Origin of the sequence: Streptomyces sp. NPDC004629 (genome assembly GCF_042873595.1) — a bacterium.
Lineage (GTDB): Bacteria > Actinomycetota > Actinomycetes > Streptomycetales > Streptomycetaceae > Streptomyces.
This window is the reverse complement of record NZ_JBIALO010000041.1, coordinates 21249-46532: the sequence shown is the minus strand read 5'-3', so window position 1 is coordinate 46532 and position 25284 is coordinate 21249. Positions and strand designations below refer to the sequence as shown.

Below are 25284 nucleotides of genomic sequence, written 5' to 3'. Positions count from 1 at the left end.
CGTACCACGGCCCCGGCCGCAGCTGCCCGGCCCAGCCGTGTCCGTTCCGCTCGGGTCCTGTCGCCGTTCATGACCGTGCCTCCCCGCCGCTCAGCGCGGCCGCGCCCGTGCGTTCGTGGTCCGCCCGGCGCCACAGTTCGTCCAGCGAGGCGCCGCGCGGCACGCTCACGGTCGTCCAGCCCGCCTCCCGCAGCAGCCGCACCCGATCCGCCTGAGCGTGTGCCGGTCCTGGCACGTCCGCCGGTTCCCGCACCCAGGTGTCCGGGTCCAGCAGAAAGGCGACGGCGCCGCCGCTGCGCCGGCGCATCTTGGCGACCACGGCGGCCTGCTCCTCGTCCAGTTCGCCGAGGAAGGCCACCAGCAGGCCCTCGCTGCCGCCGCGCAGCACGTCGTAGGCACGGGACAGGCCCGCGCCGTCCGAGTGGTCGATCACGGCGAGGGTGTCCATCATCAGCCCGGCCGCGTCGGCCGTCTCCTGGCTGGCGCCGGCGAACCCGTCGGTGCCCTCCCCGGGCACCGAGCTGCCGGTGTCCGTCAACAGGCGTACGGAGAAGCCGCGTTCGAGCATGTGCACCAGTACGGACGCGGTGCCGGACACCGCCCACTCGAAGGCCGAGTCGGGGCCCGCGCCCGCGAAGGCGATGCCCCGGGTGTCCAGCAGCACCGTGCACCGGGAGCGCTGCGGCTGCTCCTCGCGGCGCACCATCAGCTCGCCGTAGCGCGCGGTGGAGCGCCAGTGGACGCGGCGCAGATCATCGCCGTACCGGTAGCCGCGCGGGATCACGTCGTCCTCGCCCGCCAGGGCCAGCGAGCGCTGCCGCCCGTCGCCGTATCCCTTCGCGTCGCCGCTGAAGCGCACCGGCGGCAGCGCCTCCACGCGCGGGATCACCGTCAGGGTGTCGTACGTCGAGAAGGAGCGGGTCAGCTCGCACATCCCGAACGGGTCGGTCAGGCGCAGTTGCAGCGGACCGAGCGGATAGCGGCCCCGCAGGTCGGAGCGGACCCGGTAGGACACCTCACGGCGACCGCCCGGCTCCACCCGGTCGAGCACGAAGCGGGGCCGCGGCCCGAGCACGTACGGCACCCGGTCCTGGAGCATCAGCAGGCCCGTGGGCAGCCGTGAGACGTTGTCCATGCGCAGATGGACCCGGGCCTCGGCGGCCGCGGGCACCCGCGAGGGGGAGAGCCGGCGGCTGCCCGCCACCCGGTAGCGCGTGCGGTAGAGCACCGTCGCGCAGGTGAGGGGCAGCGCGGCCAGCAGCAGCCCGACCCGGAGCAGTTCGCCCTGCCCCAGCACGTAGGCGCAGACGGCGGCGGCGACGCCGGCCGCCAGGAACGAACGGCCGCGCGTGGTCAGCCCGGCCAGCGCCGTGCGGACACCGCCCTTGTCGTCGCGTTCGGTCTCCGGCCGACCGGTCCCCCCGCCGCTCATCACAGCCTCCGCGGCGGCTGCTGGCCGTACGCGGTCGCACCCAGTGCGCCGAAGCCGCTCTGCCGCGGTGCCGCGGGCACCGGCGTGCGCTGCACGATCTCCTGGACCACCTGCTCCGCCGTGCGCCGGTTGAGCTGGGCCTGGGCGGTGGGCAGCAGCCGGTGCGCGAGGACCGCCACGGCCAGGGCCTGGACGTCGTCCGGCAGCGCGTACTCCCGGCCGGCCAGGGCCGCGGCGGCCTTCGCCGCGCGCAGCAGGTGCAGCGTCGCGCGCGGGGAGGCGCCGAGTCTCAGATCGGGGTGGGTGCGCGTGGCGGCGACCACGTCGACCGCGTAGCGCCGGACGGTTTCCGCGACATGCACCCCGCGGACGGCCTCGACCAGCTTCACGATCTCGTGCGCGTGGGCGACCGGCTGGAGGTCCGTCAGGGGCGAGGCGCCGCCGTGCACGTCCAGCATCTGCAACTCGGCCTCGACGCTCGGGTAGCCGACGGAGACGCGGGCCATGAAGCGGTCGCGCTGTGCCTCCGGCAGCGGGTACGTGCCCTCCATCTCGACCGGGTTCTGCGTGGCCACCACCATGAAGGGGCTGGGCAGTTCATAGGTCTGCCCGTCGATGGTGACCTGGCGCTCCTCCATGGACTCCAGCAGCGCCGACTGGGTCTTGGGTGAGGCGCGGTTGATCTCGTCGCCGATCACGATCTGCGCGAAGATCGCGCCCGGCTTGAACTCGAAGTCCCGGCGCTGCTGGTCCCAGATGGACACGCCCGTGATGTCCGACGGCAGCAGGTCGGGGGTGAACTGGATGCGGCGCACCGAGCAGTCGATGGACCGCGCCAGCGCCTTGGCGAGCATCGTCTTGCCCACGCCGGGAACATCCTCGATCAGAAGATGCCCCTCGGCGAGCAGTACGGTCAGCGAAAGCCGTACGACCTCGGGCTTGCCCTCGATCACTCCTTCCACCGAACTGCGGACACGCTCCACAGTGGCGGTCAGATCAGTAAGGCTCGCTCGATCGTCATAGGTCGTCACCCGGCCCTCCTCGGCCCGTTCTCACTCCGGGCCGTCGCTGTCAGCTGCGGACCGGCCCACCCCGAAACACGGACACCACACGGGAAAAGTTCCGCGTGACGCCACACCCGCATTCTTCCTGCCGTTACCGATTCGTGTCACTCGCCTGTGGACAACTGCCCGCACCATGTCGGTCCCAGGCCCGCTTCGAGCGGCCCGTCCGGCGTCGGACGCCGGCCGTTCACGGGGCGGCCGGGGGCGCTCAGGCGGGGTCGACCTCGCGCAGCAGGCCCGACCTGACGTCGAACACAAAACCGCGGACGTCATCGGTGTGCGGCAGGAACGGCGAGGTGCGCACCCGCTGCATGGACTGCCGCACATCCTGGTCGACGTCCCGGAAGGACTCCACCGCCCAGGAGGGGCGCTGGCCCACCTCCATCTCCAGTTCGTGCCGGAACTCCTCGGTGAGGGACTCCAGGCCGCAGCCGGTGTGGTGGATGAGGACGATACTGCGGGTGCCGAGGGCCCGCTGGCTGATCGTCAGGGAGCGGATCACATCGTCGGTGACGACACCGCCCGCGTTGCGGATGGTGTGACAGTCGCCGAGCTCCAGGCCGAGCGCGGCGTGCAGGTCGAGACGGGCGTCCATACAGGCCACGACCGCGACATGCAGAACGGGGCGGGCGTCCATCCCGGGATCGGTGAACGCGGCGGCGTACCGCCCGTTGGCCTCCACGAGACGGTCCGTCACGGTGCCCTTGGCCGTTGTGGCGTCTTCGGAGCCGGCGGGAACTGCTGCAGAAGTCGTCATAGTCACGACGGTACTGGTCACTGGGCGATCGGTCCTGCTACGCGAGGGACAAAGAAGGTCATCGTCGCATGGTGTGAATTAACCCACACGGAGGAGAAAGCCGAGTCGGACAGGTGATTCTTTCCGGATCGCGCCGCCGACCGGAGTGCGCTGCGCGACGCGCAGGCCGGTTGATTGACCGCGAGACACGGTGGACTAAAGTGACGCGAAGCGGGAGGCGCGTCTCTCCCCGCTGGACTGATTTCACCAGGAGACCCCGGCACGCGCGCGGTCCGTCTCCCCACGTGCGCGGCGCGTACGTACGGCTCGGCCTCCTCCCGCTCCCGGCCGGCTGACGCTTTCGGCGCCGGCAGGCCTCCCCTTCACGAGCGGGCGGGGACCCGGCGGTGCGTACGGCCCGCGCCGGACCTGAGAGGGCCCCTTGAGCCAGAGTCGACACGTCCCGGTGATGCTCCAGCGGTGCCTGGACCTGCTGGCGCCCGCCCTGGAGCGGCCGGGATCCGTGGTCGTCGACTGCACCCTGGGCCTCGGCGGGCACAGCGAGGCGCTGCTGAGCCGGTTCCCGCAGGCCCGGCTCGTCGCCCTCGACCGTGACAAGGAGGCTCTGCGCCTGTCCGCGCAGCGGCTCGCGCCCTACGGAGAGCGGGCCACCCTCGTACACGCCGTCTACGACGAGCTGCCCGATGTCCTTGCGCGGCTCGGCATCGCGCGCGTGCAGGGCGTCCTCTTCGACCTCGGCGTCTCCTCCATGCAGCTCGACGAGGCCGACCGCGGCTTCGCCTACGCCCAGGACGCCCCCCTCGACATGCGTATGGACCAGTCGACGGGGATCGGCGCCGCCGAGGTCCTCAACACCTATCCGGCCGGCGAACTCGTCCGGATCCTGCGCGCCTACGGCGAGGAGAAGCAGGCCAAGCGGATCGTCGCCGCGATCGTCCGTGAGCGCGACAAGGAGCCCTTCACCACCAGTGCGCGCCTGGTGGAGGTGATCCGGGACGCGCTGCCGCAAGCCGCCAAGCGCACCGGCGGCAACCCGGCCAAGCGCACCTTCCAGGCGCTGCGCATCGAGGTCAACGGGGAACTGGCCGTCCTGGAGCGTGCGGTACCCGCGGCGGTGAAGGCGCTCGCCGTGGGCGGCCGGATCGCCGTCCTGTCGTACCACTCGCTGGAGGACCGCCTGGTCAAGCGGGTGTTCGCGGCCGGCGCCGGTTCCACCGCCCCGCCGGGGCTGCCGGTCGTGCCCGAGCGGTATCAGCCCCGGCTCAAGCTGCTCACGCGCGGTGCCGAACTTCCCACCGAGGAAGAGATCACCGACAACCGCCGGGCGGCCCCGGCGCGGCTGCGCGGGGCCGAGCGCATCAGGGAGGACGCCGAGTGAGCGAGTCGGGTCCCCGGACTCACCGGAGGACATGTGCGTAGGAACCCCGAAGTGAGGGGCAGGGCCGCCCGGCTCGCCCGGCTGCTGCCGGCCGGCCGCGCCAAGGCGGCCCGCACCCCGTTCGTCCTCCTCGTCGTCCTGCTCCTCGGCGGTGGCCTCATCGGTCTGCTCGTGCTGAACTCCGCGCTCAGCGAAGGCTCGTTCCGGCTCGACGACCTGCAAAAGGGCACGAAGAATCTCACCGACGAGGAACAGGCCCTGCGCCGCGGTATCGACGCCTACTCCGCGCCCGACGCCCTTCAGCGGCGTGCCCGCCAGCTCGGCATGGTGCCCGGCGGCGACCCGGCCTTCCTCGACCCCGACGGCTCCGTCAAGGGCGTCCCCAGCCCGGCCGCCCGGCAGTCCGCTGCCCGCTCGTCCGCGCCCCCCGAGGCACTGACCAGCGCCGCTCCCGGCGCGAGCCCGGCCATCACTTCCGGCGCGACCCCGGTCGCCCCCGGCGCGAGCCCGTCCGCCTCGTACGCCGATCGGGGCTCCCCGTACGTCGGCTCGGGCGCCCCGTATGTGAGCCCGTCCGGCTCGGCCGCGAGCCCCGCCGGCCCGGCGGCCGGTCCGCCTGCCGCGGCATCCGCCGCGTCGGTGCCGGCCCCGCCCTCCTCCGCCCCCCGGTCCGTCTCGACCCCGACCCCCGGCAGGTGACGGAAGTGTCCGACAGGGAACCGCCGCGCCGACGCGTGCCCGGCCCCGCCAAGCCCGTCCCGCCCCGGATCCGCGCGGACCGGGGCGACCCGCACCGCGCCGGACCCGGCGGCCGGCGCCCTCCCGGCCCCGGGGCCCGCCCGGCCCGGCGCCCGAGCCCGCCCCGGCCCGCGCCGCCGGCCCTGCGGCTCGGCAGCCCCCGTCCCCGCCTGCGCATGGTCAGCCTCGCCCTGACCCTCGTCCTGCTCGCCTTCGTCGTCCGGCTGCTCCAGGTCCAGGCCGTCGACGCCAGCGCGTACGCCGCGAAGGCCGAGCAGAACCGCTATGTGGTGCACACCCTGACCGCCGAGCGCGGCGGGATCACCGACCGCAACGGCGTCTCCCTCGCCGTCAGCGAGGACGCCGACGACATCACGGCCGACCCGACGATGTTCACCCGCAAGCAATTGGGCATCGACGACGGCCCCGAGCAGGCCGCCGCGCTCCTCGCGCCGATCCTCGGCCAGGACCAGGCCGACCTGGTCCGCAAGCTGCGCCCGGCGAACAAGGAGCTGCGTTACGTCAAGCTCGCCGGCCGGCAGACACCACAGGTCTGGAAGCAGATCAAGGACCTCAGGAGCGCGCTCGCCAAGAAGGCCGAGACGGACAAGTCCACCGTCAACGTGCTGGCCGGGGTGTTCTCCGACCCCAGCAGCCAGCGCGTGTACCCCAACGGCGACCTCGCCGCCGGGATACTGGGCTGGGTCAACGCCGAGGGCAAGGGCGGCGGCGGCATCGAGCAGCAGCTGAACAAGAAGCTGGCCGGCAAGGACGGCAAGATCCGCTACGCCCAGTCCGGCGGCCGTCAGGTGCCCACCGCGGGCTCCACCGAGACCCCCGCGGTGCCCGGCGCGGACATCGAGCTGACCATCGACCGCGACATCCAGTGGGCCGCGCAGAAGGCGATCAGCGAGCAGGTCGCGAAGTCCAAGGCCGACCGCGGCTATGTGATCGTCCAGGACACCCGCACCGGCGAGATCCTCGCCATGGCCAACTCGCCCGGCTTTGACCCCAACGACCTGTCGAAGGCCCACGCGTCGGCGATGGGCAACGCGGCCCTCCAGGACGCCTACGAGCCCGGCTCCACGGCGAAGGTCATGTCGATGGCGGCCGTGCTGGAGGAGGGCGCCGCCACCCCCCTCACCCACGTCGAGGTGCCCAACCGGCTGCACCGCGGCGACCGGCTCTTCCAGGACGACATCGACCACGCGACCTGGTACCTCACGCTCAACGGCGTGCTGGCCAAGTCCAGCAACATCGGCACCATCCTGGCCACCGGCCAGCTCGGCAAGACCCAGCCGGAGGCCAACCAGGTCCTCTACTCGTACCTGCGCAAGTTCGGCATCGGCGGCTACACCGGGCTCGGCTTCCCCGGCGAGACCAGGGGCATCCTGGCCGCCCCGGACGACTGGTCGACGTCGCAGCAGTACACGATCCCTTTCGGCCAGGGCTTCTCCATCAACGCCATGCAGGCCGCCTCTGTGTACTCGACGATCGCCAACGGCGGCGTCCGCGTCGAGCCGACCCTGCTGCGCGGCGAACGGGGCGCCGACGGGCGCTTCACCCCGGCTCCGGAGCCCAAGAAGACCCGCGTGGTCAGCGAGAAGACGGCCAAGACCCTCGCCCAGATGCTGGAGTCCGTGGTCGACGACGAGCAGGGCACCGGCGTCAAGGCCCGCATCCCCGGCTACCGGGTCGCGGGCAAGACCGGCACCGCCAACCGCGTGGATCCGGCCACCGGGAAGTACCACGGTTACACGTCGTCGTTCGCCGGGTTCGCACCCGCGGACAACCCCCGGATCACCGTCTACTGCGCGATCCAGAACGCCACCTCCGGCAGTTACTTCGGCGGCCAGATCTGCGGACCCATCTACAAGGAGGTGATGGAGTTCGCCCTGAAGAGCCTCCAGGTCCCGCCGACCGGCGCCAAGGCCGCCAACCTGCCCGTGACCTACCAGCCCTGATCAGCACCTCCGGGAACGACCACCAGGAACCAGCCCGTGACAACGATCACTCCCGACCCCGGGAACCACCCACCGCCCGCGCCCTCGCTTCGCTCCGAGGCGGCTGTGCCCGGTACGCTCACCGCCGTGCCACACGCTGATCAGTCCCAAACCACCCAGAAGGGCGCATCCGTGACATCGCCGGGGCCGCCACGACCGGTGCGGGTCTCCGCCACACCCCTCGCGGAACTCGCCGATCAGCTGGGTGCCGCCGCACCGGCCGGCGCCGCCGAGGTCACCGGCATCACCCATGACTCGCGTGCCGTCCGCCCCGGCGACCTGTACGCCGCCCTGCCCGGCGCCCGTCTGCACGGCGCCGACTTCGTCCGCCAGGCCGCCGGTCTCGGCGCGGTCGCCGTGCTGACCGACCCGGCGGGTGCGAAGCGGGCCGCCGCGACCGGCCTGCCGGTCGTGGTGGTCGACGACCCGCGCGCGCGGATGGGCGCCCTCGCGGCCACGATCTACGGCGCCCCGGGCCGTGACCTGCTCCAGATCGGCATCACCGGCACCTCAGGCAAGACCACCACCGCCTACCTCGTGGAGGGCGGCCTGCGGACGGTCAGGTCCACCGGGCTGATCGGCACGGTCGAGATGCGCATCGGCGACGAGCGCATCAAGTCCGAGCGCACCACCCCCGAGGCCACCGATCTGCAGGCCCTGTTCGCCGTCATGCGCGAACGCGGCGTCGAGGCGGTGGCCATGGAGGTCTCCAGCCACGCCCTGGTCCTCGGCCGGGTCGACGGCTGCGTCTTCGACGTCGCCGTCTTCACCAACCTCAGCCCGGAGCACATGGAGTTCCACTCCGGCATGGAGGACTACTTCCAGGCCAAGGCACAGCTGTTCACGCCCGCGCGCAGCAGACTCGGCGTGATCAACACCGATGACGCGTACGGCCGCCGGCTGGCCGAGGAGGCGTCCGTCCCGGTCGTCACCTACTCCGCCGAGGGCCACCCCGACGCGGACTGGCGCGCCGAGGACGTGCGGATCGGCCCCTTGGACTCGACGTTCACCGTGCTCGGCCCGCACGGCGAGCGGATCGCCGCCAGGTCGCCGCTGCCCGGCCCGTTCAACGTGGCCAACACCCTCGCCGCGGTCGTCGCGCTCGCCGCCGCGGGCCTCGACCCGCAGGCCGCGGCCGACGGCGTCGCCGCCGTGCCGGGCGTGCCCGGCCGGCTGGAGCGGGTGGACGCCGGACAGTCGTATCTCGCGGTCGTCGACTACGCTCACAAGACCGACGCCGTCGAATCGGTCCTCAAGGCCCTGCGGAAGGTCACCAAGGGCCGTCTGCACGTGGTCCTCGGCTGCGGCGGCGACCGCGACCAGACCAAACGCGCCCCGATGGGCGCCGCCGCGGCCCGGCTCGCCGACACGGCCGTACTGACCTCCGACAACCCACGCTCCGAGGATCCCCTGGCGATCCTCGCCACCATGCTCGAAGGCGCGGCGTCCGTGCCCGCGCACGAGCGGGGTGAGGTGCTGCTCTTCGAGGACCGGGCCGCCGCGATCGCCGCGGCGGTCGGCCGGGCGCGGCCCGGGGACACCGTGCTGGTCGCGGGCAAGGGCCACGAGCAGGGCCAGGACATCGCCGGGGTGGTCCGTCCCTTCGACGACCGCCAGGTGCTTCGCGAAGCTATCCAGCAGACCCAGGGATGAACTTGTGATCGCCCTCTCCCTCGCCGAGATCGCAGCAGTCGTCGGCGGGCAGACGCACGACATACCGGACCCGTCCGTCCAGGTCACCGGGCCGGTCGTCCGGGACTCCCGCGAGGTGGAGCCCGGCAGCCTGTTCGTCGCCTTCGCCGGCGAGCACGTGGACGGCCACGACTTCGCGGAAGCGGTCGTCGAGGCGGGCGCGGTCGCCGTCCTGGCGTCGCGCCCCGTCGGCGTGCCCGCGATCGTCGTCGCGGACGTGCAGAGCGCCCTCGGTGCCCTCGCCCGGCACGTCGTGGCCCGCCTCGGCGCCACCCTCGTGGCCCTCACCGGCTCCGCGGGCAAGACCAGCACCAAGGACCTCGTGGCGCAGGTGCTGCGCCGCAAGGCGCCGACCGTGTTCACGCCGGGCTCCCTGAACAACGAGATCGGGCTGCCCCTGACCGCCCTGTCCGCCACCGAGGAGACGAAGTTCCTCGTGCTGGAGATGGGCGCCCGCGGGATCGGCCACATCCGCTACCTCGCCGGCCTCACCCCGCCGAGGATCGGCCTCGTCCTCAACGTCGGCACCGCCCACATCGGAGAGTTCGGCGGCCGGGAGCAGATCGCGCAGGCCAAGGGCGAACTCGTGGAGGCCCTGCCGGCGGCTGCGGACGGCGGCACGGCGGTGCTGAACGCCGACGATCCCTTCGTACGGGCCATGGCCTCCCGTACGAAGGCGAAGGTGATCCTTTTCGGAGAGTCAGGCGAAGCGGACGTACGCGCCGAGAACGTGCGACTCACGGACAGCGGACAGCCCTCCTTCAGGCTTCACACACCCTCCGGTGCAAGCGATGTGACCATGCGCCTGTACGGTGAGCACCACGTGTCGAACGCGCTCGCCGCGGCCGCCGTCGCCCATGAGCTGGGCATGTCCGCGGAAGAGATCGCCACCGCGCTCTCCGAGGCGGGCACCCTCTCCCGCTGGCGGATGGAGGTCACCGAGCGCCCGGACGGCGTGACCATCGTCAACGACGCCTACAACGCCAACCCCGAGTCCATGCGGGCCGCCCTGCGCGCGCTGGCAGCCATGGGCAAGGGGCGCCGCACGTGGGCGGTGCTCGGCAAGATGGCCGAGCTCGGGGACGAGGCGCTCGCCGAGCACGACGCGGTCGGGCGGCTAGTCGTCCGGCTCAACGTCAGCAAGCTCGTCGCGGTCGGGGGCAGGGAAGCGTCCTGGCTGCAACTGGGCGCATATAACGAGGGTTCGTGGGGTGAGGAGTCGGTGCACGTGTCCGACGCACAGGCGGCGGTCGACCTGTTGCGCAGCGAGTTGCGCCCGGGAGACGTCGTCCTCGTGAAGGCGTCCCGTTCGGTCGGTCTGGAGGGCGTCGCCCAGGCGCTGCTCGCGGCCGGTGCCGAGGGTGAGGTCGCTGCCCGATGATGAAGCAGGTCCTGTTCGCAGGAGTCATTGGTCTGTTCCTCACCCTGGTCGGCACCCCGCTGCTGATCAAGCTCCTTGCCCGTAAGGGCTATGGTCAGTACATCCGCGACGACGGCCCGCGCGAGCACGCCAGCAAGCGTGGTACGCCGACGATGGGCGGCATCGCCTTCATCCTGGCGACGGTCGCCGCCTACTTCCTGTCGAAGGTGATCACGACCTGGACCAGCGACCGGGCGGCTACGCCGACCTTCTCCGGTGTGCTGGTCCTCGGCCTGATGGTCGGCATGGGCCTGGTCGGCTTCCTCGACGACTACATCAAGATCGTCAAGCGGCGTTCGCTGGGTCTGCGGGCCAAGGCGAAGATGGCGGGCCAGCTGCTGGGCGGTATCGCCTTCGCGGTGCTCTCGCTCCAGTTCGCGGACTCCCGCGGCAACACCCCGGCCTCCACGAAGCTGTCGTTCATCACCGACTTCGGCTGGACGATCGGCCCGGTGCTGTTCGTCGTCTGGGCGCTGTTCATGATCCTTGCGATGTCGAACGGCGTGAACCTCACCGACGGCCTCGACGGCCTCGCCACCGGCGCCTCGGTGCTCGTCTTCGGCGCGTACACGTTCATCGGGGTGTGGCAGTTCCAGGAGTCCTGCGCCAACGCGACGACCCTGACCAACCCCAACGCCTGTTACGAGGTGCGCGATCCGCTCGACCTCGCGGTCGTCTCCTCCGCGCTGATGGGCGCCTGCCTCGGCTTCCTGTGGTGGAACACCTCGCCGGCGAAGATCTTCATGGGCGACACCGGTTCGCTGGCGCTCGGCGGTGTGCTCGCGGGCCTGGCGATCTGCTCCCGCACCGAGCTGCTGCTCGCCATCCTCGGCGGCCTGTTCGTGCTCATCACCATGTCGGTGGTCATCCAGGTCGGCTCCTTCCGGCTCACCGGGAAGCGGGTCTTCCGGATGGCGCCACTCCAGCATCACTTCGAACTCAAGGGCTGGTCCGAAGTCCTTGTGGTGGTCCGGTTCTGGATCATTCAAGGCATCTGTGTGATTGTCGGACTAGGCCTCTTCTATGCGGGATGGGCAGCGGACAAGTGACCGACTGGCAGGGCAGGAACGTCACCGTCGCGGGACTCGGCGTCTCCGGTGTCCCGGCGGCCAAGGTGCTGCACGGCCTCGGCGCGCACGTCACCGTGGTCAACGACGGCGACGACGAGCGGGCCCGCGCCCAGGCGGTCGAGCTGAGGGCACTCGGCGTGACCGTGCGCCTCGGTGACGGCGACACCCTGCCCGAGGGCACCGACCTCATCGTCACCGCGCCCGGCTGGCGGCCGGACAAGCCGCTGTTCGCCGCCGCCGAGCGGGCCGGCGTGCCCGTCTGGGGCGACGTGGAGCTGGCCTGGCGGCTGCGCGGCCCCGACGCCCCGCCCTGGCTCGCCGTCACCGGCACCAACGGCAAGACCACCACCGTACGGATGCTCGCCGCCATCCTGGAGGCGGCGGGCCTGCGCACCGCCGCCGTCGGCAACATCGGCGTCTCCCTGCTCGACGCGGTCCTCGGCGACAAGGAGTACGACGTCCTCGCCGTGGAGCTGTCCAGCTACCAGCTGCACTGGGCGCCCTCGCCGCGCGCCCACTCCGCCGCCGTCCTGAACCTGGCACCGGACCACCTCGACTGGCACGGCTCCATGGAGGCCTACGCCGTCGACAAGGGCCGTGTCTACGAGGGCAATCGGGTCGCCTGCGTCTACAACGCGGCCGACAAGGCCACCGAGGACCTGGTGCGCGCCGCGGACGTCGAGGAGGGCTGCCGGGCCATCGGCTTCACGCTCGGCGCCCCGGCCCCGTCCCAACTCGGCGTCGTGGACGGCATCCTGGTCGACCGCGCCTTCGTGGCGGACCGGCAGCGCAACGCCCAGGAACTCGCGGAGGTCGGCGACATCGACCCGCCCGTCCCGCACAACATCGCCAACGCCCTTGCCGCCGCGGCCCTCGCGCGCGCCTACGGGGTGCCCGCCAAGGCCGTACGGGACGGCCTGCGGGCCTTCACCCCGGACGCCCACCGCATCGCGCACGTGGCCGACGTGGACGGCGTCGCGTACGTCGACGACTCCAAGGCCACCAATACGCACGCGGCACAAGCCTCGTTGGCCGCCTACGAGTCCGTCGTGTGGATCGCCGGCGGCCTCGCGAAGGGCGCGACCTTCGACGAACTCGTCGCCGGGGCGGCTGCGCGGCTGCGCGGCGCGGTCCTGATCGGCGCGGACCGCGCCCTGATCCGGGAAGCCCTCGCGCGACACGCGCCGGAAGTACCCGTCGTCGACCTCGACCGGACCGACACTGGGGCGATGCTCCAGGCGGTCCAGGAGGCGAAGCGGCTCGCACGGCCCGGCGACACGGTGCTCCTCGCGCCGGCCTGTGCCTCCATGGACATGTTCACCAACTACAACAAGCGCGGTGACGCGTTCGCGCAGGCGGTACGCGAACTCGGCGCGGGCGCCTGACGGCGGTTCTCGGCCACGGCGGGGGCTCCGGGACCCATGGAGGGACGCGTGACTCGGAAGTGGCTGGCGGCGCCCGGACGGACCGGAGCGCCCCCCGGCGGGCGTGCCCCCCGTGGCTGGTCAGGAGCCGGCGATGCCCGGTAGCCGCACGGGGCGTCCTCCGGTGCAGCGGTCCGTACGGCGGCCCGCCGTACCCCCCAAGGCCCCCGGGGACAATCCGCTGCGCGGGCTGCGCGACCGCGTGAAGAAGGCCTGGGACCGGCCGCTCACCGCGTACTACCTGATCCTCGGTGGCAGTCTGCTGATCACCGTGCTCGGTCTGGTGATGGTCTACTCGGCCTCCCAGATCACCGCGTTGCAACTGTCGCTGCCCGGTTCGTACTTCTTCCGCAAGCAGTTCCTGGCCGCTGTCATCGGCGGCAGTCTGCTGTTCGCCGCCGCCCGCATGCCGGTGAAGCTGCACCGGGCGCTGGCCTACCCGATCCTCGCGGGCGCCGTCTTCCTGATGGCCCTGGTACAGGTGCCGGGGATAGGGATGGCGGTCAAGGGCAACCAGAACTGGATCGCCCTCGGCGGCTCGTTCCAGATCCAGCCGAGCGAGTTCGGCAAGCTCGCGCTGGTGCTGTGGGGCGCCGACCTGATCGCGCGCAAGCAGGACAAGAAGCTGCTGGCCCAGTGGAAGCACATGCTGGTGCCGCTCGTCCCGGTCACCTTCCTGCTGCTCGGGCTGATCATGCTCGGCGGCGACATGGGGACCGCGATCATCCTGACGGCGATCCTGTTCGGGCTGCTGTGGGTCGCGGGGGCGCCGACCCGGCTGTTCGTCGGCGTGCTGTCGATCGCCGCCACGCTCGGTGTGATCCTCATCAAGACGAGCGACAACCGGATGGCCCGCCTCGCCTGCATCGGCGCCACGGAACCCAAGGAGGGCGTCGCCGACTGCTGGCAGGCCGTGCACGGCATCTACGCCCTTGCCTCCGGCGGACTCTTCGGCTCCGGGCTCGGCGCGAGCGTGGAAAAATGGGGTCAACTCCCCGAGGCCCACACCGATTTCATCTTCGCCGTCACCGGTGAGGAACTGGGCCTGGCAGGGACACTGTCGGTGCTGGCCCTCTTCGCGGCTCTAGGCTATGCGGGTATCCGCGTGGCCGGACGCACGGAGGATCCCTTCGTGAGGTATGCCGCGGGAGGCGTGACGACCTGGATCACCGCCCAGGCGGTGATCAACATCGGTGCGGTGCTCGGCCTGCTGCCGATCGCCGGCGTCCCCCTCCCGCTGTTCTCCTACGGAGGATCCGCCCTGCTGCCGACCATGTTCGCCATCGGGCTGCTGATCGCCTTCGCGCGCGACGAGCCCGCTGCGCGAGCGGCGCTTGCGATGCGGCAACCTCGCTTTGGTAGAAAGCGGGCCAGGGGCTCCGGCTTCGGCCGCGAGCCTCGGAGATGGAACACGATGCGACGGCGTGCCTCAGCGGCGCGTTCGTCCGGAGAGCGGTGAATTTCGGTGCATGTCGTACTCGCCGGCGGGGGCACCGCGGGCCACATCGAGCCCGCGCTCGCCCTCGCGGACGCCTTGCGCAGGCAGGACCCGACCGTGGGGATCACGGCCCTGGGCACGGAACGCGGCCTGGAGACCAGGCTCGTCCCCGAGCGCGGCTACGAGCTGGCGCTGATCCCCGCGGTTCCGCTGCCGCGCAAGCCCACACCCGAACTGATCACCGTCCCGGGCCGGCTGCGCGGCACCATCAAGGCGGCCGAGCAGATCCTGGAGCGCACCAAGGCGGACGCCGTCGTCGGCTTCGGCGGCTATGTCGCCCTGCCCGGCTATCTGGCCGCCAAGCGCCTCGGCGTGCCGATCGTGATCCACGAGGCCAATGCCCGCCCCGGCCTGGCCAACAAGATCGGTTCCCGGTACGCGGCCCAGGTCGCCGTCTCCACGCCGGACAGCAAGCTGCGCGGCGCCCGCTACATCGGCATCCCGCTGCGCCGCTCCATCGCCACGCTGGACCGGGCCGCCGCGCGCCCGGAGGCCCGCGCGATGTTCGGCCTGGACCCGAACCTGCCCACGCTGCTCGTCTCCGGCGGCTCGCAGGGCGCCCGCCGCCTCAACGAGGTGGTCCAGCAGGTCGCTCCCTGGCTCCAGCAGGCCGGCATCCAGATCCTGCATGCGGTCGGCCCGAAGAACGAACTGCCGCAGGTCCACCAGATGCCGGGAATGCCCCCCTATATCCCGGTAAGTTACCTGGACCGGATGGACCTCGCGTACGCCGCGGCCGACATGATGCTCTGCCGCGCGGGCGCGATGACCGTCGCCGAACTCTCCGCCGTCGGACTCCCGGCCGTCTATGTCCCGCTGCCCATCGGCAACGGCGAACAGCGCCTGAACGCCCAGCCGGTGGTGAAGGCCGGCGGCGGGCTCCTCGTCGACGACGCGGAACTCACGCCCGAGTGGGTGCAGCAGAACGTCCTGCCCGTGCTCGCCGATCCGCACCGGCTGTACGAGATGTCCCGCGCCGCCGGTGAGTTCGGCCGCCGGGACGCCGACGATCTGCTCGTCGGCATGGTGTACGAGGCGATCGCCTCGCGCCGTCGCCAGTAACGGATCGGCGAGTGAGCCGAAGGGGCGCGCGGGTGTCGAGAGGCCGAGCGCGCGGAGCCCGAAGGGCTGAGCACGGTCGGGCTCTCGACACCGGCTGAGGCGCCCCGGAGGTGAACCGAGCCTGGAAAGGGAGCAAGCGTGGCCGGACCGACCACCGCCGAGCGCGGTGAACGCCAACAGGAGTCGTCCGGCCCGCCGCCCGCCCGGCGGCCGAGGAGGCCCCGCCTTCGTACGATCGTCATTCTGGCCGTGGCGGCCGTCCTCCTCGCGAGTGGTTCTGTCTGGCTGTTGTACGGCTCGCCGTGGCTGCGCGTGGAACGCGTCTCCGTCACCGGGACCCGGGTGCTGACCCTCCAGCAGGTGCGTTCGACCGCCGCCGTTCCGCTCGGGGCGCCGCTGGTGTCCATCGACGCCGATGCGATCGAGGCCCGACTGCGCAGGAAACTGCCGCGAATTGACTCGGTCGACGTCGTCCGGTCATGGCCGCACGGAATCGGTGTGAAGGTGACCGAGCGCACTCCGGTTCTGGTCCTGCGCAAGGGCGGGGAGTTCGTCGAAGTGGACGACGACGGCGTCCGTTTCGCCACGGTTCCCCAGGCGCCTAAAGGCGTTCCCGTACTGGAACTGGCCATCTCCCGGCCGGGTACGGCCGCGGCCGGCCTGCGGCGTTTCGGCACCGACGGCCTGGTGCGCGAGGCGGTGCGGATCGCCGCCGACATTCCGCCCGCCGTCGCCCACACCACCCGCACCCTCAAGGTCCGTTCCTACGACAACATCTCACTGGAGTTGAGCGGCGGCCGGACCGTCTCGTGGGGCAGCGCCGAGAACGGCCCGGCGAAGGCCCGCACGCTCACCGCCCTCATGAAAGCCGCGCCCGATGCGCGGCACTTCGACGTCACGGTGCCCACCGCACCGGCGTCATCGGGGAGTTGACGCACATCAGCGCAGGCCAGCACCCTGGGTGGGCACTGCTACGGCTGATCACATAGGGTGAAAAGAAAAACGGGAGGTTCGGCGTGTTCGTTGAACGTGCGCCACTTGTCGACTTAGTGTCCTGTCCGGAAGAGTCCAAGGAACAGACACACTGGTAACCCTAAACTTCAGCGTTAGGGTTCGGGTCGGCGTTCGGACCGTCCCATTCGGCATCAGTCGTCGGATCGCGGCAAGGCCGCGACGCGGCGACACGTAATCGAGGCGAGAGGCCTTCGACGTGGCAGCACCGCAGAACTACCTCGCAGTCATCAAAGTCATCGGTGTCGGCGGCGGTGGTGTCAATGCCATCAACCGGATGATCGAAGTCGGTCTCAAGGGCGTCGAGTTCATCGCCATCAACACCGACGCGCAGGCGCTGTTGATGAGCGACGCCGACGTCAAGCTCGACGTCGGCCGCGAACTCACCCGCGGGCTCGGCGCGGGCGCCAACCCGGCCGTCGGCCGCAAGGCCGCCGAGGATCACCGCGAGGAGATCGAGGAGGTCCTCAAGGGGGCCGACATGGTCTTCGTGACGGCCGGTGAAGGCGGCGGCACCGGCACCGGCGGCGCGCCCGTCGTGGCCAACATCGCACGCTCCCTGGGCGCCCTCACCATCGGCGTGGTCACGCGCCCCTTCACCTTCGAGGGCCGGCGCCGCGCGAACCAGGCCGAGGACGGCATCGCCGAACTCCGCGAAGAGGTCGACACCCTCATCGTCATCCCGAACGACCGGCTGCTGTCCATCTCGGACCGCCAGGTCTCGGTGCTCGACGCCTTCAAGTCGGCCGACCAGGTCCTGCTCTCCGGCGTCCAGGGCATCACCGACCTCATCACCACGCCCGGCCTGATCAACCTCGACTTCGCCGACGTGAAGTCGGTCATGTCCGAGGCCGGCAGCGCCCTCATGGGCATCGGCTCGGCCCGCGGCGACGACCGCGCGGTGGCCGCGGCCGAGATGGCGATCTCCTCGCCGCTGCTGGAGGCCTCCATCGACGGCGCCCGGGGCGTCCTGCTCTCCATCTCCGGCGGCTCCGACCTCGGTCTGTTCGAGATCAACGAGGCCGCCCAGCTGGTCAGCGAGGCAGCCCACCCCGAGGCCAACATCATCTTCGGCGCGGTCATCGACGACGCCCTCGGCGACGAGGTGCGGGTCACCGTGATCGCGGCCGGCTTCGACGGCGGCCAGCCGCCGGCCCGCCGGGAGAACATGCTCGGCTCGGCATCCTCCTCCTCGGGCCGCCGCGAGGAGCCCGCCCCGGCCCGGCAGCCCGAGAGCCGCCCGTCCTTCGGCTCGCTCGGCAGCGTGACCCCGCAGGAGGAGCCGGAGCCCGCGCCCGCCCCGGTCAACGAGGCCCCGGTCGCCCCGCCCATCCCCCCGGCGCCGCGTACCTACGCGGACAGCGCGGCCGAGGAGCTGGACGTGCCGGACTTCCTGAAGTGATAGGACAGCGCGACACCGTGAGCGGCGCGCACTTCGCCTTCACCGACAGGTGGGGCGGGGTGAGCGCCGTTCCGCACGAGGAGCTGAACCTCGGCGGAGCGGTCGGTGACGACCCCGACGCCGTACGCACCAACCGCGAACTGGCCGCCAAGGCGCTGGACCTCGACGCGGCGCGGGTGGTGTGGATGAACCAGATCCACGGCGCCGGCGTCGCCGTGGTCGACGGCCCCTGGGCGGACCGCCCGGCGCCGGAGGTCGACGCGATCGTCACCGTGCGGCCCGGGCTCGCGCTCGCCGTGCTCACCGCCGACTGCACGCCCGTCCTGCTCGCCGACCCCGTCGCCCGGGTCGCCGCCGCGGCCCACGCGGGCCGGCCCGGCCTGGTCGCCGGGGTGGTCCCCGCCGCGGTCCGGGCGATGATGGAACTGGGCGCGGACCCGGCCCGGATCGTCGCCCGCACCGGGCCCGCCGTCTGCGGCCGGTGCTACGAGGTACCGGAGGCGATGCGCGCCGATGTGAGTGCCGTCGAACCGGCGGCGCACTCCGAGACGAGCTGGGGCACACCGGCGGTCGACGTGAGCGCCGGCGTGCACGCGCAGCTCGATCGGCTCGGGGTGCGCGACCGGGCGCAGTCACCGGTGTGCACGCTGGAGTCGGGTGACCACTTCTCGTACCGCCGCGACCGCACCACCGGGCGGCTCGCGGGCTATGTATGGCTGGACTGATAGGGCATGACGGACCGTAGTGCTGAGATCGCCGCGAATCTGGCGAAAGTGGAGGAACGGATCGCCGCGGCCTGCGCGGCGGCCGGGCGCAAGCGGGAGGAGGTGACCCTGATCGTGGTCACCAAGACCTACCCGGCGAGCGATGTACGGATCCTGTCGGAACTCGGTGTGCGTCATGTGGCGGAGAACCGGGACCAGGACGCCGCCCCCAAGGCGGCCGCCTGCTCGGATCTGCCCCTTGTATGGCACTTTGTCGGTCAGTTGCAGACCAACAAGGTGCGTTCCGTGGTCGGTTATGCGGGCGTCGTGCAGTCCGTCGATCGTTCCCGGCTCGTCACGGCGCTCTCGAAGGAGGCTGTGCGCGCCGGACGCGAGGTGGGCTGCCTCATCCAGGTCGCCCTCGACGCGGCGGAGTCCGCGGGCCCGGCGGCACCGGCGCCGGGCGGGGGCCCGGGAGGCGAGCGGGGCGGCGTGGCGCCGGGCGGAATCGAAGAGTTGGCCGCCGTCGTCGCCGGCGCGCCGGGGCTGCGGCTCGACGGGCTGATGACCGTCGCTCCGCTCGCCGGTGAGTACGCCGGCCGTCAACGGGCCGCCTTCGAGCGGTTGATGGATTTGTCGACTGACCTGCGCCGGGCCCATCCGGCTGCGAACATGGTCTCCGCAGGGATGAGTGCGGACCTCGAACAGGCCGTGGCGGCCGGAGCGACACATGTGCGCGTCGGCACCGCGGTACTCGGAGTCCGCCCCAGGCTCGGGTAACGTCGCCAAGAAGTCGGACCACAGCAGAAAATATGGTCAATGTCGCCGAAAGATGGCACAACGACCTCGTGGATCGCGGGCACTTGGCAGTAGTCAGTCGATCCACCACAGAGCGGAGGACTCAGAGCATGGCCGGCGCGATGCGCAAGATGGCGGTCTACCTCGGCCTCGTGGAGGACGATGGGTACGACGGCCGCGGATTCGACCCCGACGACGACTTCGAGCCCGAACTGGACCCGGAGCCCGAGCGGGACCACCGACGGCACGAACCGTCACACCAGTCGCATGGATCACATCAGCCCCAAAGGGGCGAACCGGTACGAGTGGTACAGCCGCCGGCGCCGCGCGAGCCGGTGTCCCATCCCGCTTCGCTATCCGCGGAATCCGGACGTCCCGCGCGTATCGCACCCGTGGCGTCCATCACACAAGAACGTCAGTCCCTGGAGAAGAGCGCACCGGTGATCATGCCCAAGGTCGTGTCCGAACGAGAGCCTTACCGGATCACCACGCTTCACCCCCGGACCTACAACGAGGCCCGTACCATCGGGGAACACTTCCGTGAGGGCACTCCGGTGATCATGAATCTGACTGAGATGGATGACACAGACGCGAAGCGACTTGTCGACTTTGCGGCCGGTTTGGTGTTTGGTCTTCATGGCAGCATCGAGCGGGTGACGCAGAAGGTGTTTCTGTTGTCGCCTGCTAACGTCGATGTCACGGCGGAGGACAAGGCCCGCATCGCAGAGGGCGGGTTCTTCAACCAGAGCTGAGACACAACACCGGACAGCGCACGGAAACAGGGGAGAGGGAAGCACGGATCATGAGCGTGTTCCTGGACGTGGTCTACATCGCGCTGATGTGCTTCCTCATCGTGCTCATCTTCCGGTTGGTCATGGACTACGTCTTCCAGTTCGCCCGCTCATGGCAACCCGGCAAGGCGATGGTGGTCGTTCTGGAGGCCACCTACACTGTCACCGATCCACCGCTCAAGCTCCTGCGGCGGTTCATCCCGCCGCTGCGTCTCGGGGGCGTGGCGCTCGATCTGTCCTTCTTCGTACTGATGATCATCGTCTACATCCTGATCGCGATCGTGAGTCGGCTGTGAGCGATGTGAACTACCGTCTTGCCGAATGCCGACGACTACGTTGAGGTGAAGAGATGCCGTTGACCCCCGAGGACGTGCGGAACAAGCAGTTCACGACCGTCCGCCTCCGAGAAGGCTATGACGAGGACGAGGTCGATGCCTTCCTCGACGAGGTCGAAGCCGAGTTGACCCGTCTGCTCCGCGAGAACGAGGACCTGCGCGCCAAGCTGGCGGCCGCCACGCGGGCCGCCGCGCAGAACCAACAGAACATGCGCAAGCCTCCGGAACAGGACCAGCAACAGGGCATGCGAGGTCCGGGCGCTCCGGTGCCCGCCGGCATATCGGGCCCGCCGCAGCAGCAGATGGGTGGCCCCATGGGTGGGCCGCCCCAGCTGCCGAGCGGTGCCCCGCAGCTGCCCGCCGGTCCCGGCGGGCAGGGCGGTTCGCAGGGCCCCGGCCCGATGGGTCAGGGTCCTATGGGTCAAGGTCCTATGGGCCAGGGCCCGATGGGTGGTCAGCCCCCCATGCAGCAGCAGATGGGCGGTCCGATGGGCGGCCCCCCCATGGGCGGTCCGATGGGCGGCCCCGGTCAGGGCCCCGGTGGCGACAGCGCCGCCCGTGTCCTCTCGCTGGCCCAGCAGACCGCCGACCAGGCGATCGCCGAGGCCCGCTCCGAGGCCAACAAGATCGTCGGCGAGGCCCGCAGCCGTGCCGAGGGTCTGGAGCGTGACGCCCGTGCCAAGGCCGACGCCCTGGAGCGGGACGCGCAGGAGAAGCACCGTGTCGCCATGGGTTCCCTGGAGTCCGCGCGCGCCACGCTGGAGCGCAAGGTCGAGGACCTGCGGGGCTTCGAGCGCGAGTACCGCACGCGCCTGAAGTCGTACCTGGAGTCGCAGCTGCGTCAGCTGGAGACCCAGGCCGACGACTCGCTGGCCCCGCCGCGCACCCCGGCCGCCGCCTCCCTGCCGCCCTCCCCGGCGCCTTCCATGGCCCCGGCCGGCGCCGGTGCCCCGTCGTACGGCGGCAACCAGACGATGGGTGGTCCGCCCGCGCCGCCCGCCCCGTCCTACGGCGGTCAGCAGCAGATGTCCCCGGCGATGACCCAGCCGATGGCTCCCGTCCGTCCGCAGGGTCCGTCCCCGATGGGCCAGGCACCCTCGCCGATGCGTGGATTCCTCATCGACGAGGACGACAACTGAGGGCCGCCGCACGGTAAGTAGTACGCCGTAGGCGTCGGCAGCGTTCACAGGGCGGGGCCCCGGATCACGATCCGGGGCCCCGCCCTTGTGCTACGCGTGTTCACTGTGGGGCACAAGTGCTCTATGGGACACGTGTGTTCGTGCGACGCCGAAGGGCCGGGCCGCCGGAAACCCCGGCGCCCGGCCCTCTCCGGTTTCCGCGGGCCTACGCCTTGCGCAGACGGAAGGTCAGCGACAGCCCCTCGTCGGTGAACGGGGTCCCGTAGGAGTCGTCCGCCTCACCCTGGGCGAAGTCCGTGGCCAGGACCTCGTCGGCGATCAGGCCCGCATGCTCGGACAGTGCCGCGATGACCGCCGGGTCCGTGGCGGTCCAGCGCAGCGCGATCCGGTCCGCCACATCGAGGCCGCTGTTCTTGCGGGCCTCCTGGATCAGCCGGATCGCGTCACGGGCGAGACCCGCCTGGCGCAACTCCTCGGTGATTTCCAGGTCGAGGGCCACGGTGGCGCCCGAGTCCGAGGCCACCGACCAGCCCTCGCGCGGGGTCTCGGTGATGATCACCTCGTCCGGGGCGAGCGTGACCGTCTCGCCGCCGACCTCCACGGACGCCGTCCCCTCGCGCAGGGCCAGGGACAGCGCCGCCGCGTCGGCGTTCGCGATGGCCTTGGCGACGTCCTGGACGCGCTTGCCGAACCGCTTGCCCAGCGCGCGGAAGTTCGCCTTGGCCGTCGTGTCGACGAGCGAGCCGCCCACCTCCGAGAGGGAGGCCAGGGAACTGACGTTCAGCTCGTCGGTGATCTGGGCGTGCAGTTCGGGGTGGAGGGACTCGAAGCCCGCGACCGCGACCAGCGCTCGGGACAGCGGCTGCCGGGTCTTGACGCCCGACTCCGCGCGCGTGGCGCGGCCCAGCTCCACCAGCCGGCGGACCAGGACCATCTGCCGCGACAGCTCCGGGTCGATCGTGGACAGCTCCGTCTCGGGCCAGGACGCCAGGTGCACCGACTCGGGCGCGCCCGGGGTGACCGGCACGATCAGGTCCTGCCAGACGCGTTCCGTGATGAACGGGGTCAGCGGGGCCATCAGCCTCGTCACCGTCTCGACGACCTCGTGCAGGGTGCGCAGTGCGGCCTTGTCGCCCCGCCAGAAGCGGCGGCGGGAGCGGCGGACGTACCAGTTCGAGAGGTCGTCGACGAACGCGGACAGCAGCTTGCCGGCGCGCTGGGTGTCGTACGCCTCCAGGGACTGCGTCACCTGGTCGGTGAGCGCGTGCAGTTCGGAGAGCAGCCAGCGGTCCAGCAGCGGACGGTCGGCCGGTGCCGGGTCCGCCGCGGAGGGGGCCCACTCGGACGTGCGCGCGTACAGGGCCTGGAAGGCGACCGTGTTCCAGTACGTCAGGAGCGTCTTGCGGACGACCTCCTGGATGGTGCCGTGCCCCACGCGGCGGGCCGCCCAGGGCGAGCCGCCCGCCGCCATGAACCACCGCACCGCGTCCGCGCCGTGCCGGTCCATGAGGGGGATCGGCTGCAGGATGTTGCCCAGGTGCTTGGACATCTTGCGGCCGTCCTCGGCGAGGATGTGGCCCAGGCAGACGACGTTCTCGTACGACGACCTGTCGAAGACCAGGGTGCCGACCGCCATCAGCGTGTAGAACCAGCCGCGGGTCTGGTCGATGGCCTCGGAGATGAACTGCGCCGGGTACCGGCTCTCGAACAGCTCCTTGTTCTTGTACGGGTACCCCCACTGCGCGAACGGCATCGAACCCGAGTCGTACCAGGCGTCGATGACCTCCGGGACGCGAGTGGCCTCCTTGGCGCACTCGGGGCAGGCGAAGGTGACCTCGTCGATGAACGGGCGGTGCGGGTCGAGGCCGGACTGGTCGGTGCCGGTCAGCTCGGTGAGTTCGGCGCGTGAGCCGACGCAGGTGAGATGGCCGTCCTCGCAGCGCCAGATCGGCAGCGGGGTGCCCCAGTAGCGGTTGCGGGACAGGGCCCAGTCGATGTTGTTGTTCAGCCAGTCCCCGTACCGGCCGTGCTTGACCGTCTCCGGGAACCAGTTGGTCCTCTCGTTCTCCGCCAGGAGCCGGTCCTTGATCGCCGTGGTGCGGATGTACCAGGACGGCTGCGCGTAGTAGAGCAGCGCCGTGTGGCAGCGCCAGCAGTGCGGGTAGCTGTGCTCGTACGGCACGTGCCGCAGGAGCAGGCCGCGCGCGGCGAGGTCCTCGGTGAGCTTTTCGTCGGCCTTCTTGAAGAAGACGCCGCCCACCAGCGGGACGTCCTCCTCGAAGGTGCCGTCCGGGCGGACCGGGTTGACGACCGGCAGGCCGTAGGCGCGGCAGACCTTGAGGTCGTCCTCACCGAAGGCGGGGGACTGGTGGACCAGGCCCGTACCGTCCTCGGTCGTCACGTATTCGGCGTTGACCACGTAGTGGGCCGGCTCGGGGAACTCCACCAGCTCGAACGGGCGCCGGTACGTCCAGCGCTCCATCTCGGCGCCGGTGAACGTCTGCCCGGTGGTCTGCCAGCCCTCGCCGAGTGCCTTGGCGACCAGCGGCTCGGCGACGACCAGCCGCTCCTTGCCGTCGGTCGCGACGACATAGGTGACCTCGGGGTGCGCCGCGACCGCCGTGTTGGACACCAGGGTCCAGGGGGTGGTCGTCCACACCAGGAGCGCGGCCTCGCCCGCGAGCGGTCCGGAGGTGAGCGGGAAGCGGACGTAGACGGACGGGTCGACGACGGTCTCGTAGCCCTGCGCCAGCTCGTGGTCGGACAGGCCCGTGCCGCACCGCGGACACCAGGGGGCGACGCGGTGGTCCTGGACCAGCAGACCCTTGTTGAAGATCTCCTTCAGCGACCACCAGACCGACTCGATGTACTCGGGGTCCATCGTGACGTAGGCGTCGTCGAGGTCGACCCAGTAGCCCATGCGGGTCGTCAGCTCGGAGAAGGCGTCGGTGTGCCGCAGGACGGACTCGCGGCACTTGGCGTTGAACTCGGCGATGCCGTACGCCTCGATGTCCTGCTTGCCGGAGAAGCCCAGCTCCTTCTCGACCGCCAGTTCCACCGGCAGGCCGTGGCAGTCCCAGCCCGCCTTGCGGCCCACGTGGTAGCCGCGCATGGTGCGGAAGCGGGGGAAGACGTCCTTGAAGACACGGGCCTCGATGTGATGGGCGCCGGGCATGCCGTTGGCGGTGGGCGGGCCCTCGTAGAACACCCACTCGGGGCGGCCTTCGGACTGCTCCAGGGTCTTGGCGAAGATCTTCTGCTCGCGCCAGAAGTCGAGCACCCCGTGTTCCAGGGCGGGCAGGTCCACCTGGGCGGGCACCTGGCGGTACGTCGGCGCTGTCATCTGCGGGCTTCCTCCAACGGAGAGTGCTGCCTTCCGTCGGAGGGACGAGAGCCTTCTGGCCTGTCGACGCCGTGTGCGGCGCGCTCCCGCGGTACCACCCTCCTTGGCCCCCCGGTGCGTCGCGGACGCCGGTGAGCCCCCTCATTGAGGTCGCGATGCCGGTTCTACTCGCCGTGGCGGGTCCTCCACGGCTTTCTTCCGGCGGCTCCGGGGTGATCTTCAC

20 protein-coding genes are annotated in these 25284 nt (G+C 71.1%); 16 read left to right on the top strand and 4 right to left on the bottom strand.

Going from position 1 to position 25284, the window contains the following annotated elements:
• Positions 1–67: 67 nt before the first annotated feature.
• From ACFYTE_RS37925 to ACFYTE_RS37915, 3 genes are all read right to left on the bottom strand, one after another.
• On the bottom strand, positions 68–1432 hold the full coding sequence (locus ACFYTE_RS37925) for a DUF58 domain-containing protein (protein WP_388720763.1): 1365 nt from the start codon (positions 1430–1432) through the stop codon (positions 68–70).
• A complete protein-coding gene (locus ACFYTE_RS37920) occupies positions 1432–2463 on the bottom strand; it encodes an AAA family ATPase (protein ID WP_388720760.1) in 1032 nt (343 codons plus the stop codon). Before ACFYTE_RS37920 ends, ACFYTE_RS37925 begins: the two co-directional genes overlap by 1 nt.
• Before the next feature lie 241 nt (positions 2464–2704).
• Positions 2705–3253 (bottom strand): beta-class carbonic anhydrase, encoded by a 549-nt coding sequence (locus ACFYTE_RS37915; RefSeq protein ID WP_388720757.1) that lies wholly within the window; start codon positions 3251–3253, stop codon positions 2705–2707.
• Positions 3254–3674: 421 nt separating this feature from the next.
• Here ACFYTE_RS37915 and rsmH point away from each other — a divergent pair, with 421 nt between their 5' ends.
• The 16 genes from rsmH to ACFYTE_RS37835 all read left to right on the top strand — a co-directional run bounded on the left by rsmH (position 3675) and on the right by ACFYTE_RS37835 (position 21718).
• Positions 3675–4631 (top strand): 16S rRNA (cytosine(1402)-N(4))-methyltransferase RsmH, encoded by a 957-nt coding sequence (gene rsmH, locus ACFYTE_RS37910; protein WP_388720754.1) that lies wholly within the window; start codon positions 3675–3677, stop codon positions 4629–4631.
• A gap of 33 nt (positions 4632–4664) precedes the next feature.
• Entirely contained in the window at positions 4665–5330 is a 666-nt protein-coding gene (locus ACFYTE_RS37905) for a septum formation initiator family protein (protein WP_388720751.1), read from the top strand.
• Between the two features lie 5 nt (positions 5331–5335).
• A complete protein-coding gene (locus tag ACFYTE_RS37900; RefSeq protein ID WP_388720748.1) occupies positions 5336–7333 on the top strand; it encodes a peptidoglycan D,D-transpeptidase FtsI family protein in 1998 nt (665 codons plus the stop codon).
• A 171-nt stretch (positions 7334–7504) separates the two neighbouring features.
• Positions 7505–9025: a UDP-N-acetylmuramoyl-L-alanyl-D-glutamate--2,6-diaminopimelate ligase gene (locus tag ACFYTE_RS37895; protein ID WP_388720840.1), complete on the top strand. Its 1521-nt coding sequence runs from the start codon at positions 7505–7507 to the stop codon at positions 9023–9025.
• 4 nt (positions 9026–9029) lie between these two features.
• Positions 9030–10445: a UDP-N-acetylmuramoyl-tripeptide--D-alanyl-D-alanine ligase gene (gene murF / locus ACFYTE_RS37890; protein WP_388720745.1), complete on the top strand. Its 1416-nt coding sequence runs from the start codon at positions 9030–9032 to the stop codon at positions 10443–10445.
• Complete coding sequence (gene mraY, locus ACFYTE_RS37885; RefSeq protein ID WP_388720837.1) at positions 10445–11533, top strand: phospho-N-acetylmuramoyl-pentapeptide-transferase; 1089 nt, start codon at positions 10445–10447, stop codon at positions 11531–11533. The genes murF and mraY overlap by 1 nt, the downstream gene beginning before the upstream one ends.
• A complete protein-coding gene (murD, locus tag ACFYTE_RS37880) occupies positions 11515–12939 on the top strand; it encodes a UDP-N-acetylmuramoyl-L-alanine--D-glutamate ligase (protein WP_388720742.1) in 1425 nt (474 codons plus the stop codon). The genes mraY and murD overlap by 19 nt, the downstream gene beginning before the upstream one ends.
• 133 nt (positions 12940–13072) lie before the next feature.
• Positions 13073–14437, top strand: coding sequence for a putative lipid II flippase FtsW (ftsW, locus tag ACFYTE_RS37875; protein ID WP_388720739.1), 1365 nt, complete (start codon positions 13073–13075; stop codon positions 14435–14437).
• A gap of 6 nt (positions 14438–14443) precedes the next feature.
• Positions 14444–15538 carry an undecaprenyldiphospho-muramoylpentapeptide beta-N-acetylglucosaminyltransferase gene (murG, locus tag ACFYTE_RS37870; RefSeq protein WP_388720736.1) on the top strand — a complete coding sequence of 365 codons (1095 nt, stop codon included), beginning with the start codon at positions 14444–14446 and terminating at the stop codon, positions 15536–15538.
• 138 nt (positions 15539–15676) lie between these two features.
• Positions 15677–16471 carry a cell division protein FtsQ/DivIB gene (locus ACFYTE_RS37865; protein WP_388720733.1) on the top strand — a complete coding sequence of 265 codons (795 nt, stop codon included), beginning with the start codon at positions 15677–15679 and terminating at the stop codon, positions 16469–16471.
• Between the two features lie 277 nt (positions 16472–16748).
• Positions 16749–17951, top strand: a complete 1203-nt coding sequence (gene ftsZ / locus ACFYTE_RS37860; protein ID WP_388720730.1) for a cell division protein FtsZ — start codon at positions 16749–16751, stop codon at positions 17949–17951.
• Positions 17948–18676: a peptidoglycan editing factor PgeF gene (gene pgeF, locus ACFYTE_RS37855; protein ID WP_388720727.1), complete on the top strand. Its 729-nt coding sequence runs from the start codon at positions 17948–17950 to the stop codon at positions 18674–18676. The genes ftsZ and pgeF overlap by 4 nt, the downstream gene beginning before the upstream one ends.
• Positions 18677–18682: 6 nt before the next feature.
• The gene (locus ACFYTE_RS37850; RefSeq protein ID WP_388720724.1) at positions 18683–19435 is read left to right on the top strand and encodes a YggS family pyridoxal phosphate enzyme; all 753 of its coding nucleotides are present in this window, start codon (positions 18683–18685) and stop codon (positions 19433–19435) included.
• Between the two features lie 128 nt (positions 19436–19563).
• Positions 19564–20205 carry a cell division protein SepF gene (locus tag ACFYTE_RS37845; protein ID WP_388720721.1) on the top strand — a complete coding sequence of 214 codons (642 nt, stop codon included), beginning with the start codon at positions 19564–19566 and terminating at the stop codon, positions 20203–20205.
• A gap of 50 nt (positions 20206–20255) precedes the next feature.
• Entirely contained in the window at positions 20256–20540 is a 285-nt protein-coding gene (locus ACFYTE_RS37840) for a YggT family protein (protein WP_388720719.1), read from the top strand.
• Positions 20541–20593: 53 nt separating this feature from the next.
• Positions 20594–21718, top strand: coding sequence for a DivIVA domain-containing protein (locus ACFYTE_RS37835; RefSeq protein ID WP_388720717.1), 1125 nt, complete (start codon positions 20594–20596; stop codon positions 21716–21718).
• Between the two features lie 205 nt (positions 21719–21923).
• On the opposite strand, the gene ileS is transcribed toward ACFYTE_RS37835, so the two are convergent.
• Positions 21924–25061 carry an isoleucine--tRNA ligase gene (gene ileS / locus ACFYTE_RS37830; protein WP_388720714.1) on the bottom strand — a complete coding sequence of 1046 codons (3138 nt, stop codon included), beginning with the start codon at positions 25059–25061 and terminating at the stop codon, positions 21924–21926.
• Positions 25062–25284 lie beyond the last annotated feature (223 nt).